Source organism: Novosphingobium sp. AP12 (genome assembly GCF_000281975.1).
Lineage (GTDB): Bacteria > Pseudomonadota > Alphaproteobacteria > Sphingomonadales > Sphingomonadaceae > Novosphingobium.
In genome coordinates this window covers 22,489-37,479 of record NZ_AKKE01000030.1, presented here as the reverse complement: position 1 = coordinate 37,479, position 14,991 = coordinate 22,489, and the positions used below count along the sequence as shown (strand labels likewise).

The following is a 14,991-nucleotide window of genomic DNA, read 5'->3' as shown; positions in this document are numbered from 1 at the left end:
CCCCCCCCCCGCCGTTGTGGCGGTTCCGCCACAACACGGCCAGGGCCAGGACAGGAGCACCGATCAGCGCGGCACTGGCGGCGCTGGTGGCGGGCGCAGCGGCTTGGACGGGAACTCGGCCGTCAGCAATTACAAAGGCCGAGTTTACCAGCACCTCCTGCGTTATCGACAGACCAACACGATAGGCTCGGGCAAAGTGCTCGTCGCATTCATCGTCGAACCGGACGGCTCCGCGCGCAACATCAGCGTTACCCGTAGTTCGGGCTCGTCGCGTTTCGATCGCGAGGCCGTGCAACTGGTTCGCCGCGCCGTGCCCTTGCCCTCGCCGCCAGACGGCGTCTCACACAGCTTCACATTCGAAATCTCCGGACAATGACCGCATCGCTCAAAGGGGACTACCGAGCATGATCGCAACGCAACCCATCCGCACCCGCTCGCTGGGGCTCGCAGCACTGCTGTGGGCGGTCTGGCCCGGTATGGCATCTGCCCATACCTCGTATCTGCTGCCCAAGGTCTTCTCGGCGAACACCGAGCGCATGGTGACCGTGGAATCGGCATTTGCCGAAAAGTTCTTCCATCCCGAAGTGCCGGTCGATTCCAAGGACTACCACGTCGTCCTGCCTGATGGATCGAACGGGGAGTTCCAGTCGATTACGCCGCTCAAACAGTTGGTCATGCTAGAGGCCGCGCTCGATCAGGACGGCACCTATCGTTTCAGCACCGGCGTGCGCCTCGGCCGCATCGGCAAGAGCGCGCTTATCGGTGGCCAATGGCGCTCGGTTCCGGGCGAGGTGCCGAAGGAAGCGACCCAGGTCCGCACCAGCCAGACCGAGACGGTCGCGGATACCTACGTGTCGAAGAAGAAGGCGACCCGCGCGCCGGTGGACGTGGCGATCGGCCGCCTGCAGATCCGCCCGGTCACCCACCCCAGCGAAGTCTACCTCGACAAGCCCTTCGAGTTGCAGGTCCTGTTCGACGGTAAGCCCATGCCCGGGCAGGAACTCGTCCTCGACCGCGGCGGAGCGGACTACGAGGAAGCGGTTGTTCACCGTCAGGTGACGACCGACACCAAAGGCGGTGCAGTCCTTCGCTTCGACCGCCCCGGCGTCTACGTATTGATGGCCCGCCACCGCGCCGACGCGCCCGCGGGCTCGGGCACGGACGAGCGCAGCTACACCACATCGCTCACCTTCCAGGTCGAAGAATGAGCCGCTTTTACCAAACGGAGAATATCATGACCAAGTCCAAGTTCACCGCCGGCATGCTTGGCATCGTCCTCGCCTGCGCCGCCGGACAGACGGCGTTCGCTCAGGAAGCCCCCGGAGCAGCCGACCACGGCGAGCCGGAACGCCGCGCCGCGCCTGGTCACGGCAAGGATGCTTTCGCGGGCGAGAACGATACCGACCACGACGGCCGCGTAACCTCCGCTGAGTTTACCGCCTCCCGTACCGCGAAGTACCGCGCGTTCGACCTCGACGGTGATGGCAAGGTGAGCGAAGCCGACTATGTGGGCGAATTTTCCAGCCGCTTCGGCAAGGGCGCCAAAGCGCCTGAAGGCCAGCTCAAGCAGGCCCACGTCCGCTTCGGCGTGCTCGACACCGACAAGGACGGCAACCTGACGCTCGCGGAATTCAACGCGTCGGGCGAGCGGATGTTCAGGAAGCTCGATAGCAATGGCGACGGCGTCGTCGATGCTTCGGACATCTCGGGCTCATACTGATCCAAGTGCGGCCGCGACGGTTTGCGGGACGCTATCGCCGCATTCGTCCCGCAAACGAAGCGGTCGCTCGTATGCATGCCGCGGCCGATCGCGGAAGACATAGATGTGGTTGATGGCTTTAATGAACGGTGACCATCTAGCGAGATGGTTTCGTTTGCGACAGCACTTGTCCAAACCGGCACCGGTAGGTGGTAACGCCGGGTCGTTGGCATAGGTGCCCGCGCTTGAAAGGTCAGGAATGAAACGGATCTGGTCGATGCTCCCGGTCGCCGCGATCTGCGTGTGGTCGCCCTCCAGCGCAGCAGAGCTGGAGAAGCAGGTCATCACCGTTCCCGGCTTCGCCAACTTCGCGGAGATCGATCCCAAGGACGACACCGTCTGGATCAACAACCAGAGCCGCGTCGAGCACTGGTCCACCAAGGGCAAGCTCGGGCAGATCGTCATGGGCAAGCCCTGCGGAGCAATGGTCATCGTCGACCGCGATCTCTGGGCCGCGGACTGCAGCAATGGGACGCTCAACAGGATAGATACCAATTCGCTCAAGATAACTGCCGCCATCAAGACCGGTCTCGCCAGTCCGGGCGAGTTCAACGTGGCCTATGGCGCAGGATCGCTATGGGTGCCGAGCGACACCAAGGGCGTGATCAGCCGAGTCGATCCGAAAACACTGAAAGTCATCGCCACCATCAAGGTCGATCCCGACAGCTGGTATCTGGTCTTCGGCTACGGCATGCTCTGGGCAGCCAGCAGCACCCATGGCAGCCTACAACGGATCGATCCGGCCACTAACTCCGTCACGCACAAGACCGCCACGGGCAGCGAACCCGGCTTTCTGGCCGCCGGAGAAGGCGGCGTGTGGGTGCAGGAACAAGGTGACGGCACGGTTGCCCGCGTCGATCCCACCAGCGGCGAAGTGAACGGGCGTGTCAAGGTTGGCGACAAGCTCAAGTGGGGCGAAGTCACAGCCGGCGGTGGCAAGATCTGGCTGCGCACGACCGAGGACCAGATGTTCGTGGTCATCGACCCGAAGACGCTCGAGATCCAGGCACGCATCGGAGACCAGATCGGCAGCGGAGCGCTGCGTTATGTCGATGCCGGGCTCTGGACGACCGAGCACGACATAGACACGATGACGTGGTGGCCTCATCCGGAGACCATCGGCAACTGAGCGAACTATGGCTTCCAAGGACATTGCCGATACGGAGACGAACAGGCTGATCGCTCTCGGCCTGTCCTTGCTGAAGGACGGCAAGCCAGCGGACCTCCTGCGGGCGTTCGAACTGGCATGTCCCGCGGGGCTGATGGACGCGCGGCTCCATGCTCAGGTGGCCTATGCCCATGCAGCGCTTGGACATGTGGGACCAGCTCTTGCCGCGGCCGATCTGGCGATGCCGTCGGTGTCGCAACTCTGGGCGCTCGACCTGGTTGGCAACACGTACACCCGCTGCCACAAGCCCGATCGCGCCCACGAGGCGTTTTCGCGCGCCCATAAGCTTGCGCCTGAACGGCCGGGCGTGTTGTTCAACCTAGCGACGACCGCTGGGTTTCTCGGCCTTTCGGATGAGGCCGAGTGGGCCTACGATCGGATCATAACTATTGCGCCGGGCCATGCGGAGGCCTGGCACAATCGCTCCCTCCTCCGGCGCCAGACGCAGCGGGCCAACCACGTCTCCCAATTGAGATCTGCAATCGGCAGCGGTGCCATGCCCTGGCAGAGCGAAGTGTTCCTGCGTTACGCGCTTGGCAAGGAACTGGAGGATCTTGGCGATCGCGACAGCGCCTTCGCGGAGATCGCGCGAGGTGCCGCTCTCCGTCGGCGCCATATGCGTTATGCGATCTCCGAAGATGTCGAGGCCATGGAACGTATCACCGAGGTCCACAATGCGGATTGGTGCGCGCCTGCCCGGGGAGCACGGTCGGGCGGTGGGCCGATCTTCGTCATTGGCATGCCGCGCTCCGGCTCCACCCTGCTGGAACGGATGCTGGGACGGCATTCGCACGTACAACCCCTGGGTGAATTGCCCTACTTCGGGCAGGCGCTGGTCGGCGCGTTCCGCGCGCAGTTCGGGCGCATGCCTTCGAGTAAAAGCGAACTGGTCGATTGCAGCGCTTACCTCGATCCGTCCATGATCGGCGAAAGATATCTCGGCGCGGTCCAGCCGCTGCGCGACGCAAAGCCGCGGTTCACCGACAAGTTGCCGATGAACTTCCTGTACGGCGGCGTCATAGCGCGCGCGCTGCCGGACGCGGTGCTGATCCACATCAGGCGCCGCCCGCTCGACCTGTGCTTCGCGATCTACAAGACGCTGTTTCGCGATGCCTATCCTTTCTCCTACGACTTGACGGAGATCGGCGCGTACCACCGAGCCTATCAGGCGCTGATGAAGCACTGGCGGGCCGCCCTTGGCGAGCAGCTTATCGAGATAGACTACGAAGACTTGGTTGCGGCGCCGCGCGAAAACTTTGAAGTGCTGCTGTCCCGCCTTGGCGTTGCGTCTGAAGATGCCTGCCTCAGCCCGCAGGACGATCGCGGCGGCGTGATGACCGCCAGCGCGGCGCAGGTCCGCCAGCCGATCCATTCGGCCTCCGTCGGATCGGCGGAGCGCTACGCCCGGCACCTCGGCCCCTTGCGCGCGTCGCTGAGGCTCTGACGCGGCATTAGGGAACGCCGCCGCCAGGCCAGGGCATAGACCACTTTCATGCCTTGCATGAAATATCACTTCCTAGCGCGATGGCCCGGAATCGGGGACAAATCGATACCGGGTTGATCTCGTCCATCAGGCGATGATCCAGAGCCCGCTCGATAGACCTCAGGCAACAACCCGGATCGCGAATGCACGAACACGTCCTTCCTCTCGTCGATATCTCCAGACTGGGCAGCGACAACCTCGAAGACCGCTTGGTTGTGGCCCGCGATCTGGACCGCGCCTGCGTGGAGGCTGGGTTCCTCTATATCCGGGGCTCGCAGTTCGACGGCGATTTGTTCCGCCGTCTCGTGGAGCGGGCGAAGACCTACTTCGCGCTCGGCGAGAGCGCGAAGATGGAGAGCTACATCGGCCTTTCCGAAAACCACAGTGGCTACGTGCCCGTTGGCGAGGAACAGTTCGGTGGCGGGACTTCCGATCTCAAGGAAGCCTACGACGTCAACATCGACTATCCGCACGCCGAGGGTCGCCGCCCGCTCCTCGGCCCGAATATCTGGCCTAAGATGCCCGGATTTCGCGAGGATGTGCTGGCGTATTATCAGCACATCAGGACCATCGGCCACCAGCTGTTCGATGCCTTCGCGCTCGCCCTGGGCCTCGACGAGGACCATTTCCGCGCGCACCTCCAGAACCCGCCGAGCCAGCTGCGCCTTATCCACTATCCCCATGACGCGGAAGCCGAGGACCGACCGGGAATCGGCGCCCATACCGACTACGAATGCTTCACGCTCCTCTTCGCCACCGCCGCTGGACTGCAGGTCGTCAATAAGGACGGCGAATGGGTCGACGTGCCGCTGGTCGAAGGCGCGATGATCATGAACATCAGCGACATGATGGAGATCATGTCCAACGGCCGCTACGTTGCGACCAAGCACCGCGTCAGGAAGGTCAAGGAAGAGCGTTACTCCTTCCCGCTGTTCTTCTCCTGCGATTACGATCACGTGATCGAGCCGATCAGGACCAACGAGGCACCGCGCTATCAGCCGCTGAAGGGCGGTGAGCATCTATACAACCAGACGGCGCAGACCTTCGCCTACCTCAAGAGGCGCGTCGCCAGCGGCGAACTGATGCTCGACAATGCAGTGCCGCTCGACTCGTTCGGGCTGCAGGAAGCGGGAGTGCGGGCATGAACCTCGCCGCCCTTCTCGAACGGCTTCCCCGCAAGGGTATCGAAGACCTGGACTTTCCCCGCAACCTGCTCGGCACCTTCCGGCGCAAGAGCATCAGTTTCTGCACGGGCGCCACGGACGAGACCACGATCGTCTACTGGATCCAATCGAGATCCTTCAGCATTGACCTGCGCCTATCCGACGCTGCGACCACACCGCTGACCGAACGTCAGGGCTGGATTGGCGACACCCAGTGGGACGAGGCCGCGCGCCAGCTTTCGTGGCAGATCGAGCGCAGCTATCAGCCCCGGAACCAGTGGCCGGAGCCTGCCGTGCTCAGCTTCATCGGCAACTGCGTGCTCGAGTTCGCGCCGTCGGGCGCCTATGTCGAGGACTGGCGGCAGAAGTCGTCCAGCGGGCCATATCTCGGGCTACGGCTTGTCAGCATGATCAACGAAGCGACGGGCGAGGAATCTCCCCTCGATGGTGGTCTGGTGATCGCCGGCGAGCATGCCGCCTTCGCACAGTCCCGCCTGCCCGCGGTCGACGAGGCGCTGCGGGGCGTATCCAGCCTCGAGGATGCGCTGGCGGCAGGAACCGTGAGCGAAGCGGAGATCGAGAGCTACGAAGTGTCCGTCGCAATCGGCGGCCGCGCGATCACCTACAGCACGCAGCCGTGCCGTGTCGGCGAACTGATCGCGTCAGGAGACTTCTCCATCCGCTCGGACGGCAAGGTCGCGCAGGAGCGGATCGTGGGCGGCGAGCTTTGTGCGCTGCTTTACGAAGTGGACGTCTACGAGCCGGAATTCACTTTCGACACCCGGACCTCCTCCACCGAGGCGGCGCTCAACTGGCTGGAGGCCGAGAAATGCCACCTCGCCCGGCACGCGGTGCTGGTGAGTTGAGCCTGCCGGTGTCCACCCACGGCAGCGGTTCGCGCCCGGAATACAGGATGTCTCCAGCCATACCCGGAGGTTTTCGATGAGCAGCAATAACAACCAGGTCTACGATGTCGTCATCGCAACTGGGCCGAGACCGGCAGTTGCCAGCTTTCGCACCGACGCCGGCAGCGCCGCCCCATCCCGCGAGGACATGGACGGCGAGCGCCGCGTGCACCCGGTCAAGAAGACCATCTTCAAATACCTCCAACCCGCGATCCTGCTGGGCATCCTGGCATTCTGGTCACTCGCTCCGGACTCCGTGACCCACAATCCATGGGTCAGCGGCGGCGCCGGGACGGTCATCATGATCGCGACCATACTGCTGGAATTCGTCAATGAACGCCACGCGCACTGGCGCCTGACGGTGCGCGAGTTTCTGGAAGGCGCCTTCTACGTCGTGTGCAACCGCTACGTCTTCGGCGCGGTAGGGGCGGTCATCATCTATGACCCGTTGACCGCCTTCGTTCAGCGGTATGGACTGAGCATTGATATCGCCAAAGAGCTGCCGCTGGTCGTCCAGGTCGCGATGCTGATCTTCCTCTATGAATTCGTGCAATACTGGTTCCACCGGATGTTGCACAACCACCCGGTTCTCTGGGAGGTGCATGTACCGCATCATTACATCACCCAGATGAACACGATGAATTCGGCCGTGGGTAACTGGCTCGAAATCCTGTTCCTAGGCCTCACTCTCGGCGTGTTCTTCGAGATGCCGATCATCGCCGTCCTGTGTGCAGGCAATATCGGAAGCGCAGTGGCCCACTTCGCGCACTCGAACATCCGATTCGATCCGCCTCGTTGGTACTCGTTCTTTTTCACGACGATCGAGCATCACAGTCTCCACCATTCGCTGAACTACGAAGAGACGCGCTGCAACTTTGCGAACGGACTGATCCTGGTGGATCGCATGTTCGGCACCTATCGAGACGGCGAGGCCGTGCATGTCGGCCAGGACAATCAAAGGCGCTTGTCGATCTGGGAGCAGACCATCTGGCCCTTCCTGCCGTTCGTGGCCAAGTGGAAAGCTAAGCACGCCAAGTGACGCCGGCCCCAGGGCGGCAAAGCAACAACGCCCCTCCGGGAAATCTGAAAAGCCTGCAATGCGTCACCGTGCGCCGGTGACGCGATGGAGCGCCGCGCCGTGTCCGCGCCGGCGACCGACGGCTCTCGCCCTGTCGCCGCGCGGGCCGAAGAACCTAGGCGCCGATCGCCGAAGATGATTTCGACTGAAAAATATAACGAAAAAATCAATGACCTAAAGGGGTGAGGAGAAGCGATCAGTTTCTTCAACAGGGGGGTTTTACATGATGCTTGACCACAAACGACACCTCATGGTGCGCGCCAGCGCGCTGGCCTTGCTCGGTTCGATCACGATGCTCGCACCCTCGCAGTCCTGGGCGCAAGACGCCGGCCCGGCCGCTCCCGAAGATGCCGACGCGCCTGCGGGCGGACTGGGCGATATCGTAGTTACAGCGTCGCGCCGAGAGGCCACGACGCTGTCCACGCCGATCAACATCTCTGCGATCGGCGGCGATGAGCTTTCCAAGCGCGGCGTCACGAACTTCCAGGACCTCAGCCGCGCGGTCGCCGGCTTGGTCTACAACAGCGCGAGCATCCGCGACGGCGGCGCCAGCAGCTTCATCATCCACGGCCTCAACCTCGACGGCGTGAGCACCGGCGGCGAGCGTCCGCAGGCCACGGTAGCACCGGTGTCCGTCTACATTGGAGAGACGCCCGCTTTCGTAAACATCCACCTTGCGGACATCAGCCGCATCGAGGTGCTGCGCGGTCCGCAGGCGACGCTCTACGGCAACGCCTCGATCGCCGGCACCCTGCGCGTGCTGTTCAACGAGCCCGACCCGACCAAGGTTACCGTGGACGCCTCCGGCAACGTGGGCGCGACCGCGCATGCAGGGGGCCAGAACTACAGCTTCGACTCTGCCGTGAACTTGCCGATCACCTCCAACCTCGCAGTGCGCGTCGCCGGCGGCTACACCTTCGACCACGGCTTCATCGACGCACCGGCGTTCTATGCCCTCGAGTCAGACGGCAAGCCGGTACTGGCGGACCCGTCCGACCCCATTCACAGCCTGCCGGTTCCGAAATCGCGGAAGAATGTCAACGACAGCGAACTCTCTTATGTTCGCGGGATGCTGAAGTTCGAGGAGGGGCCCGTACGCCTCCTGGCCACTTACCAGCACCAGTACGAGCATTCGGATGGCCCCGACCAGGACAGCTATCCTGGCGGCCCCGCGCCGACCGCATTCTCGAGCGTGGGTGACGTCGGCGCTGTCCCGGCGTTCCAGAACGACAACTTCGACAACGTCTTCCCGCACGAGTTCGACGAATACGAGACAGGAGCCTTCATCGAGCAGCCCCTCACCCGAAAGGTGGACCTGGGATCGCTGGAAGCATCGTACGACTTCGGGTTCGCGACGCTGACCAGCGTCACCTCGGCTTACGAGACCGACAGTTCGGCAGTGAACGATAGTACGGCGGGCTACCAGAAGACGCTGGGCTACTTCTACGCGGGCTACCCCCGCATCCTCGTACCCAGCACCCGCGACTACAACGAGAAAGCCTTCATCCAGGAAGTACGACTGGTTTCCGCTTCCGACACGCCGCTGACCTACAGCCTCGGCGGGTTCTACATGAACCAGCGCAGCCATCTCACCAGCACCGACTACAACATGGGCTACGATGATTATCTGACGGCCCTGGGCGCATTTCACACGGGCACGGACGTCGGCTATATCTACGAACGCCAGATGCGCTTCACCGACCTCGCCGCGTTTGGAGAGCTGACGTATCATGTCACATCGGCCTGGCAGGTGACGGGCGGCGCCCGCGTGTTCCGCCAGAAGCTCGACATCACGGCGATAAACGCCTTGCCGATCTGCGGCTCCGCCTGTTCTCAGGACGGCCTGGATCCATTTGGCGTGACGTCCGCCACCGACCGGCAGAAGAAAACCAAGGTGCTGTTCAAGGTCAACACCTCGTACGAGTTCGGCAACCAGATGCTCGCCTACTTTACCTTCTCGCAAGGCGTGCGGCGCGGTGGGGCGAGCGGCATCCCGACCACAGGCACCTTCGCCGAGGACCCGGCCTTCCAATTCTACAACCCGGACTCGGTCGACAACTACGAGGTCGGATTGAAGGGCCGCGTCGGGCGCCAGTTCGAGTTCACCGCGGCGGCTTACTGGGTCGACTGGAAGAACCCGCAGGTCAACGTCAGCACGCCCAACGGCGGCTTCCCGGCCGGCGTCAACGGATCGACAGCCCGCTCGCTCGGCGTGGACCTCGAAGCGCACCTTCTCGTGACCGAGGAACTCAGCCTCAACGCTACCTATGGGTTCAACAATTCGAAGCTCACCGGTCCGATCGTGGTTGGCGGCAGGGACTACGGCGGCGACGGGGCCAAACTGCCCGGCACTCCGCACCATACCGCCAGCGTCTCGGCGAACTACGACAAGCCGCTGGCGAGCGGACTGATACTGAACGCCCAGGCCAACGTCAGCTACCGCAGCGGCATCTCGACCTCGCTCACGCCCCGTTCGAACGTCGATCTTCCCGGCTTTGCGATCGTTGGCGCATCGATCGGCATTAGCAAGGAAGCCTGGCGCCTCAGCCTTTACGGCGACAATCTGGCCGACGTTCGGGGCGTGCTGTCGGCGCAGAGCCTGCAATCGACCGACGTGCGCGGTATCAACAACCGCCTATCGCGCCCGCGCACCATCGGGTTACGGTTCAACGTCTTCTATCGTTGATGGGAGCCCTCGCTCCGCGGCCTTCGCTCACGACGGCCGCGGAGCGAGCGTTTCAGGGTGCGGCCCTCAGGCGCCGGATGATCTCGTCGAGGAAGAGTTGAGCCGCCGTATCGCGCGAAGGCGTGTGCCGGGCCAGCAGGTACATCTCGTAGGAAGGCGCGGTATCGTCCGGAAGGAGCGGCCACAACAGGCGCTGCCTCACCGCCTCGCCCGCGGCCATGACGGGCAGGAAGCCGATGCCCACGCCAAGCGTGATGAGCCGCAGCGCCTCGTGGATGTCCTCGGCGAGGCCATTGACCACCGTGCCCAGTTGATAGCGCTGGCGCAGCCGTGTCATCGTCTCGACCTCGTCCTCGCCGGTGAGAACGAAGCCCTCCTCGCGCAGATCGCCCAGCTTGGCTACCTTGTAGCCGAACAGCGGATGGGTCCGCGCGCAGTAGAGCTGCTGGGTTTCGGTGAACAGCGGCTCATACGTGAGCGCGCTGCGCACCCCGCTGTCGTAGCCGACGCCCAGTTCCGCTTCGCCCCGCTCCATGGCGTCCAGCACTTCGCGCCAGGGGGAAACCCGGATTTCGATGCGGATGGAGGGGTGGCGGCGATGGATGCTGGCGATGGTCTCGTCGAACTCGGGCGAAATGATCGACGAGACCACCTGAATGCGCGCGAGCCCTTCCACCTGCTTCACGGCCTGGGCGATCTGATGCGGCGCCATGCGCGCCGCTTCGAACATGTCCTCGCAGATCAGGAACAGCGCCCTGCCCGCCGTGGTAAGCTCGACACCGGATGCGCTGCGGCTCAGCAGACGCGCCCCCGCGTGGTCTTCAAGACGCTTCAGCGCGGCACTGATGGTGGGCTGCTGACGGTTCAGCCGGCGCGCCGCAGCGCCGATGCCTCCGGCCTTCACGATATCGACGAACAGCCGAAGGAGGTTCCAGTCCACATGCGCGGCAAAATTGGGATTGATGCGGATCGGATCGGTCATGCAGTTCGCACTCAAGGAAAGCTCGGTTTCACAGGCCCGTGGCGGCCAGCTTCATGTAGGTCGGGTCGAAGCGCAGCAGCACCCTGGCCTTGTCACCCAGGACCTTCCCGCCCGGGAACGCGATGCCGATCGCGTCGATGGAACTGGCCGAGGGTCCGAACAGTCCCTTCGAGAAGCTGAACTGGCGCACCCTGTCTGTCACCATGACGAGGTCCGCGCTCTCCATGTAGGTCGCCGCATCATGGGGCTTCAGGTAGAAATACGTCGTCTTGAGCTGCTCTTCGAGGCTATCGGGCGTGGTGCCTGCGCCGCTCGCCATCTGTTCGACGAACATTTTCGCCGGCGCGCCGCCTGCCTGCATGACGGCCATGGTTTCATACCAGATACCCGCCAGCGCCTTGCCGAGATCCGGGTTGACCTGCAGCACCTCGGTGCTGACGTTCATGACGTCGAGAATTTCGTTCGGAATCTGCGAGCTGTTGAACACCTCCACGGCGCCTGGCTCCTTGCGGATCTGCGCGAGTTGCGGGTTCCACGCCGCGACCGCCGTCACCTCAGGCGCCGCGAAGGAGGAAATCATGTCCGCGTCGCCCGTGTTCACGGTCTTGACGTCGGCCAGCTTCATGCCCGCCTGCTCGAGCGCGCGGGCCAGCAGGTAGTGCGATACGGAAAGCTCGACGAGGTTCACCGAGCGGCCGGCAATATCTCGGACCGAGCGGCCGTTCTTGAGCACGATGCCGTCGTTGCCGTTGGAATAGTCGCCGATAATAATGACGCTGGTGTCGCGGCCTCCAGCGGCCGGGATCGTCAGGGCATCCATGGTGGTGGCTAGCACACCGTCAAGCTTGCCCGCAGTGTACTGGTTGATGGACTCGATGTAGTCGTTCACCTGCACGAGATTGATGATGATGCCATATTTCCTGGCCCACTTCTCGACGATCCCGGCCTTGCCCGCATAGTACCAGGGCATGAAACCCGTGTAGATGGACCATCCGATCGCGAACTCGGTCTTCTTGCCGGAGCCGGCGGCCGCATCGCTTCCCGTGCCGCTCTTGCCACAAGCCGACATCGCGACAGCCATGGCCGTCGCGCTGCCGGCCCGGATCACGTCCCGCCGGTTCCAAACCCCTGCTCGCGCCATGCTTCACCCCACTGTCACTCGTGCAGAGCAAGCTACCAAGTGGCGATCATATCGGTAGGCGGAATTAATTTCTAAAAGTCATACCCTGGACCTATGCCCCGCCTCCGACGGCCACCTTCTCACGCCGTCAAAGCTGCCTTTGCCGACAGATCGCAAATATTTCAGCGGCCGATTCCGCAAGCTGTACGACTTGCCCTTTCCCTGCCGATGGAGTCATTGCCGCGACGCAATGCATGTCTGTCGATCCGACGTGATTAATGATCATTCACCTATCTTGACCCAAGCCCTCACCCGAATAGTGCTAGCGACTTATGGGGGATCTACCGGCGGGGGCTTGGTGCGGTATGGTGTTTCGTTGGCTGCTGTCGCGCTTGCGTGATGCCCTGAGAAGGAGCTCGACCTGTCCGGATGGTCAAGGGGACTGCCGGGGCTTCGAGTGCGAGGAGTGCCGTCTCAACAAGGCGCTTTGAGACCGAACTTGTCATCACCCCGCCTGTACCGGGGGACGGGCTTCTGCGCTGAAGGGCGCAGAAACCCGGTTTGCATGCTGGTCAGGCAGGCGCGCGCTGCGGGCGGTTTGCGATCAGGTTGTCCACGACCGAAGGGTCAGCCAGCGTCGAGGTGTCGCCGAGGTTGGAGACGTCGTTCTCGCCGATCTTGCGCAGGATGCGGCGCATGATCTTGCCGGAGCGGGTCTTGGGCAGGCCCGGCGCGAATTGGATGACGTCCGGCGTCGCGATCGGGCCGATCTCGTGGCGGACCCAGGCGATCAGCTCCTTGCGCAGTGCCTCGTCGGGCTCGACCTCGGCATTGGTAGTTATGAAGGCGTAGATGCCCTGCCCCTTGATGTCGTGCGGCATGCCGACGACGGCCGCCTCGGCGACCTTCGGATGAGCGACGAGCGCGCTTTCGACCTCGGCGGTGCCCATGCGGTGGCCCGAGACGTTGATGACGTCGTCGATACGGCCGGTGATCCAGTAGTACCCGTCCTCGTCGCGGCGGCAGCCGTCACCGGTGAAGTAGGTGCCCTTGTACGTGCTGAAATAGGTCTGGAAGAAGCGGTCGTGATCGCCCCACACCGTGCGCATCTGCCCCGGCCAGCTGTCGGTTATGACGAGACTGCCATTGCCGGGGCCTTCGATCTCCTTGCCGTCGGCATCGAGCAATTTCAGCTGCACACCGAACATCGGCCGCGTCGCCGAGCCGGGCTTGAGCGCGGTGGCGCCGGGAAGCGGGGTGATCATGATGCCACCGGTTTCCGTCTGCCACCAAGTGTCGACGATCGGGCAGCGGCCGTCACCCACCACATCGTGATACCAGCCCCATGCCTCGGGATTGATCGGCTCGCCCACTGAGCCGAGCAGGCGCAGCGATTGGCGCGAGGTCTTCTTCACCCAGTCGTCCCCCTCGCGCATGAGGGCGCGCAGCGCGGTCGGGGCGCCGTAGAAGATCTCGACGCCGAACTTGTCGACCACCTGCCAGAAGCGGCTCGGGTCGGGGAAGTTGGGTACGCCTTCGAACATCACCGTCGTCGCGCCGTTCATCAGCGGGCCGTAGACGACGTAGGAGTGGCCGGTGACCCAACCGATGTCGGCGGCGCACCAGAAGACCTGGCCGGGGCGATAGTCGAAAACATACTCGTGCGTCATCGAGGCCCAGACCGAGTAGCCCCCGGTCGTGTGCAGCACGCCCTTCGGCTTGCCGGTGGAGCCCGAGGTATAGAGGATGAACAGCGGGTCCTCCGCGTTCATCTCCACCGGCTCGCAGTCGGCCGACTGTTCGGCGGCGGCGGAGGCCCAGTCCACGTCGCGGCCCTCGACCATCGGCACGTGGGCGCCGGTGTGCGAGAGGACGATCACCGTATCGGCGCAGGCGCAACGGCCCAGCGCCTCGTCGACGTTGGCCTTGAGAGGGATCTTCTTGCCGCCGCGCAGGCCCTCGTCGGCGGTCAGGATCACGCGGCTGTCGCAGTCGGTGATGCGGCCCGCGAGCGCGTCGGGCGAGAAGCCGGCGAAGACGATCGAGTGGATTGCCCCGATCCGCGCGCAGGCGAGCATGGCGACCGCGGCCTCGGGCACCATCGGCAGGTAGATGGTGACGCGCTCGCCCTTTTTGACGCCCTTGGCCCTGAGCAGGTTGGCGAAGCGGCAGACCGCCTCGTGCAGTTCGCGGTAGGTGATGCGGCGGTCCGGATTCTTCGGATCGTCGGGTTCCCAGAGGATGGCGATGTCGTCGCCGTGCGCGTCCAAATGCCGGTCGAGGCAGTTGGCCGAGAGGTTGAGCGTGCCGTCGGTGAACCACGAGATACCGAAGTCCTCCTCGTGGAAGCTGGTCTGCTTGACCGCGCTGAACGGCTTGATCCAGTCGATCCGCTGCGCTTCCTGGCGCCAGAAACCTTCGGGATCGGCGACCGAGCTTTCGTACATCTCGTGGTAGCGGGCCTCGTCGATCAGGGCGTTTTCGGCCCAGTCGGCGGGGACGGGATATACGGCCTCGGCCATCGGTAACTCCTCTCGAATGCGGTTCGGGCGTGCCGACCTTTGCACCGAACATGGCGGGGCTTGTGATCCGGATCAAGGCATCTCGGGCAATCGAGGTCTAGCGAATCGGCGGGACGGTGATCCGA

General features: G+C 63.6%; 12 protein-coding genes. 9 read left to right on the top strand and 3 right to left on the bottom strand.

Going from position 1 to position 14,991, the window contains the following annotated elements; translation table 11 throughout:
* From PMI02_RS06260 to PMI02_RS06220, 9 genes are all read left to right on the top strand, one after another.
* A partial coding sequence (locus PMI02_RS06260; RefSeq protein WP_007680333.1) for an energy transducer TonB occupies nt 1-376 on the top strand: 376 nt, incomplete at its 5' end.
* Nucleotides 377-404: 28 nt separating this feature from the next.
* A complete protein-coding gene (locus PMI02_RS06255) occupies nt 405-1,208 on the top strand; it encodes a DUF4198 domain-containing protein (RefSeq protein ID WP_007680331.1) in 804 nt (267 codons plus the stop codon).
* A 26-nt stretch (nt 1,209-1,234) separates the two neighbouring features.
* A complete protein-coding gene (locus PMI02_RS06250; RefSeq protein ID WP_007680328.1) occupies nt 1,235-1,720 on the top strand; it encodes an EF-hand domain-containing protein in 486 nt (161 codons plus the stop codon).
* Nucleotides 1,721-1,958: 238 nt separating this feature from the next.
* Complete coding sequence (locus tag PMI02_RS06245) at nt 1,959-2,888, top strand: hypothetical protein (RefSeq protein ID WP_036502569.1); 930 nt, start codon at nt 1,959-1,961, stop codon at nt 2,886-2,888.
* 7 nt (nt 2,889-2,895) lie between these two features.
* Nucleotides 2,896-4,371, top strand: coding sequence for a sulfotransferase (locus PMI02_RS06240; RefSeq protein WP_007680324.1), 1,476 nt, complete (start codon nt 2,896-2,898; stop codon nt 4,369-4,371).
* Between the two features lie 182 nt (nt 4,372-4,553).
* On the top strand, nt 4,554-5,555 hold the full coding sequence (locus tag PMI02_RS06235; protein ID WP_007680322.1) for an isopenicillin N synthase family oxygenase: 1,002 nt from the start codon (nt 4,554-4,556) through the stop codon (nt 5,553-5,555).
* Nucleotides 5,552-6,439, top strand: a complete 888-nt coding sequence (locus tag PMI02_RS06230) for a hypothetical protein (RefSeq protein WP_007680320.1) — start codon at nt 5,552-5,554, stop codon at nt 6,437-6,439. The genes PMI02_RS06235 and PMI02_RS06230 overlap by 4 nt, the downstream gene beginning before the upstream one ends.
* A gap of 76 nt (nt 6,440-6,515) precedes the next feature.
* Nucleotides 6,516-7,517 (top strand): sterol desaturase family protein, encoded by a 1,002-nt coding sequence (locus PMI02_RS06225; RefSeq protein WP_007680319.1) that lies wholly within the window; start codon nt 6,516-6,518, stop codon nt 7,515-7,517.
* A 262-nt stretch (nt 7,518-7,779) separates the two neighbouring features.
* The gene (locus PMI02_RS06220) at nt 7,780-10,242 is read left to right on the top strand and encodes a TonB-dependent receptor (protein ID WP_007680318.1); all 2,463 of its coding nucleotides are present in this window, start codon (nt 7,780-7,782) and stop codon (nt 10,240-10,242) included.
* A gap of 52 nt (nt 10,243-10,294) precedes the next feature.
* On the opposite strand, the gene PMI02_RS06215 is transcribed toward PMI02_RS06220, so the two are convergent.
* The 3 genes from PMI02_RS06215 to acs form a co-directional block, all read right to left on the bottom strand.
* Nucleotides 10,295-11,224, bottom strand: coding sequence for a LysR family transcriptional regulator (locus PMI02_RS06215; RefSeq protein ID WP_007680317.1), 930 nt, complete (start codon nt 11,222-11,224; stop codon nt 10,295-10,297).
* A gap of 28 nt (nt 11,225-11,252) precedes the next feature.
* Nucleotides 11,253-12,365, bottom strand: coding sequence for a putative urea ABC transporter substrate-binding protein (locus PMI02_RS06210; protein ID WP_007680316.1), 1,113 nt, complete (start codon nt 12,363-12,365; stop codon nt 11,253-11,255).
* Nucleotides 12,366-12,916: 551 nt separating this feature from the next.
* On the bottom strand, nt 12,917-14,866 hold the full coding sequence (gene acs / locus PMI02_RS06205; RefSeq protein WP_007680315.1) for an acetate--CoA ligase: 1,950 nt from the start codon (nt 14,864-14,866) through the stop codon (nt 12,917-12,919).
* Between the last annotated feature and the right edge of the window lie 125 nt (nt 14,867-14,991).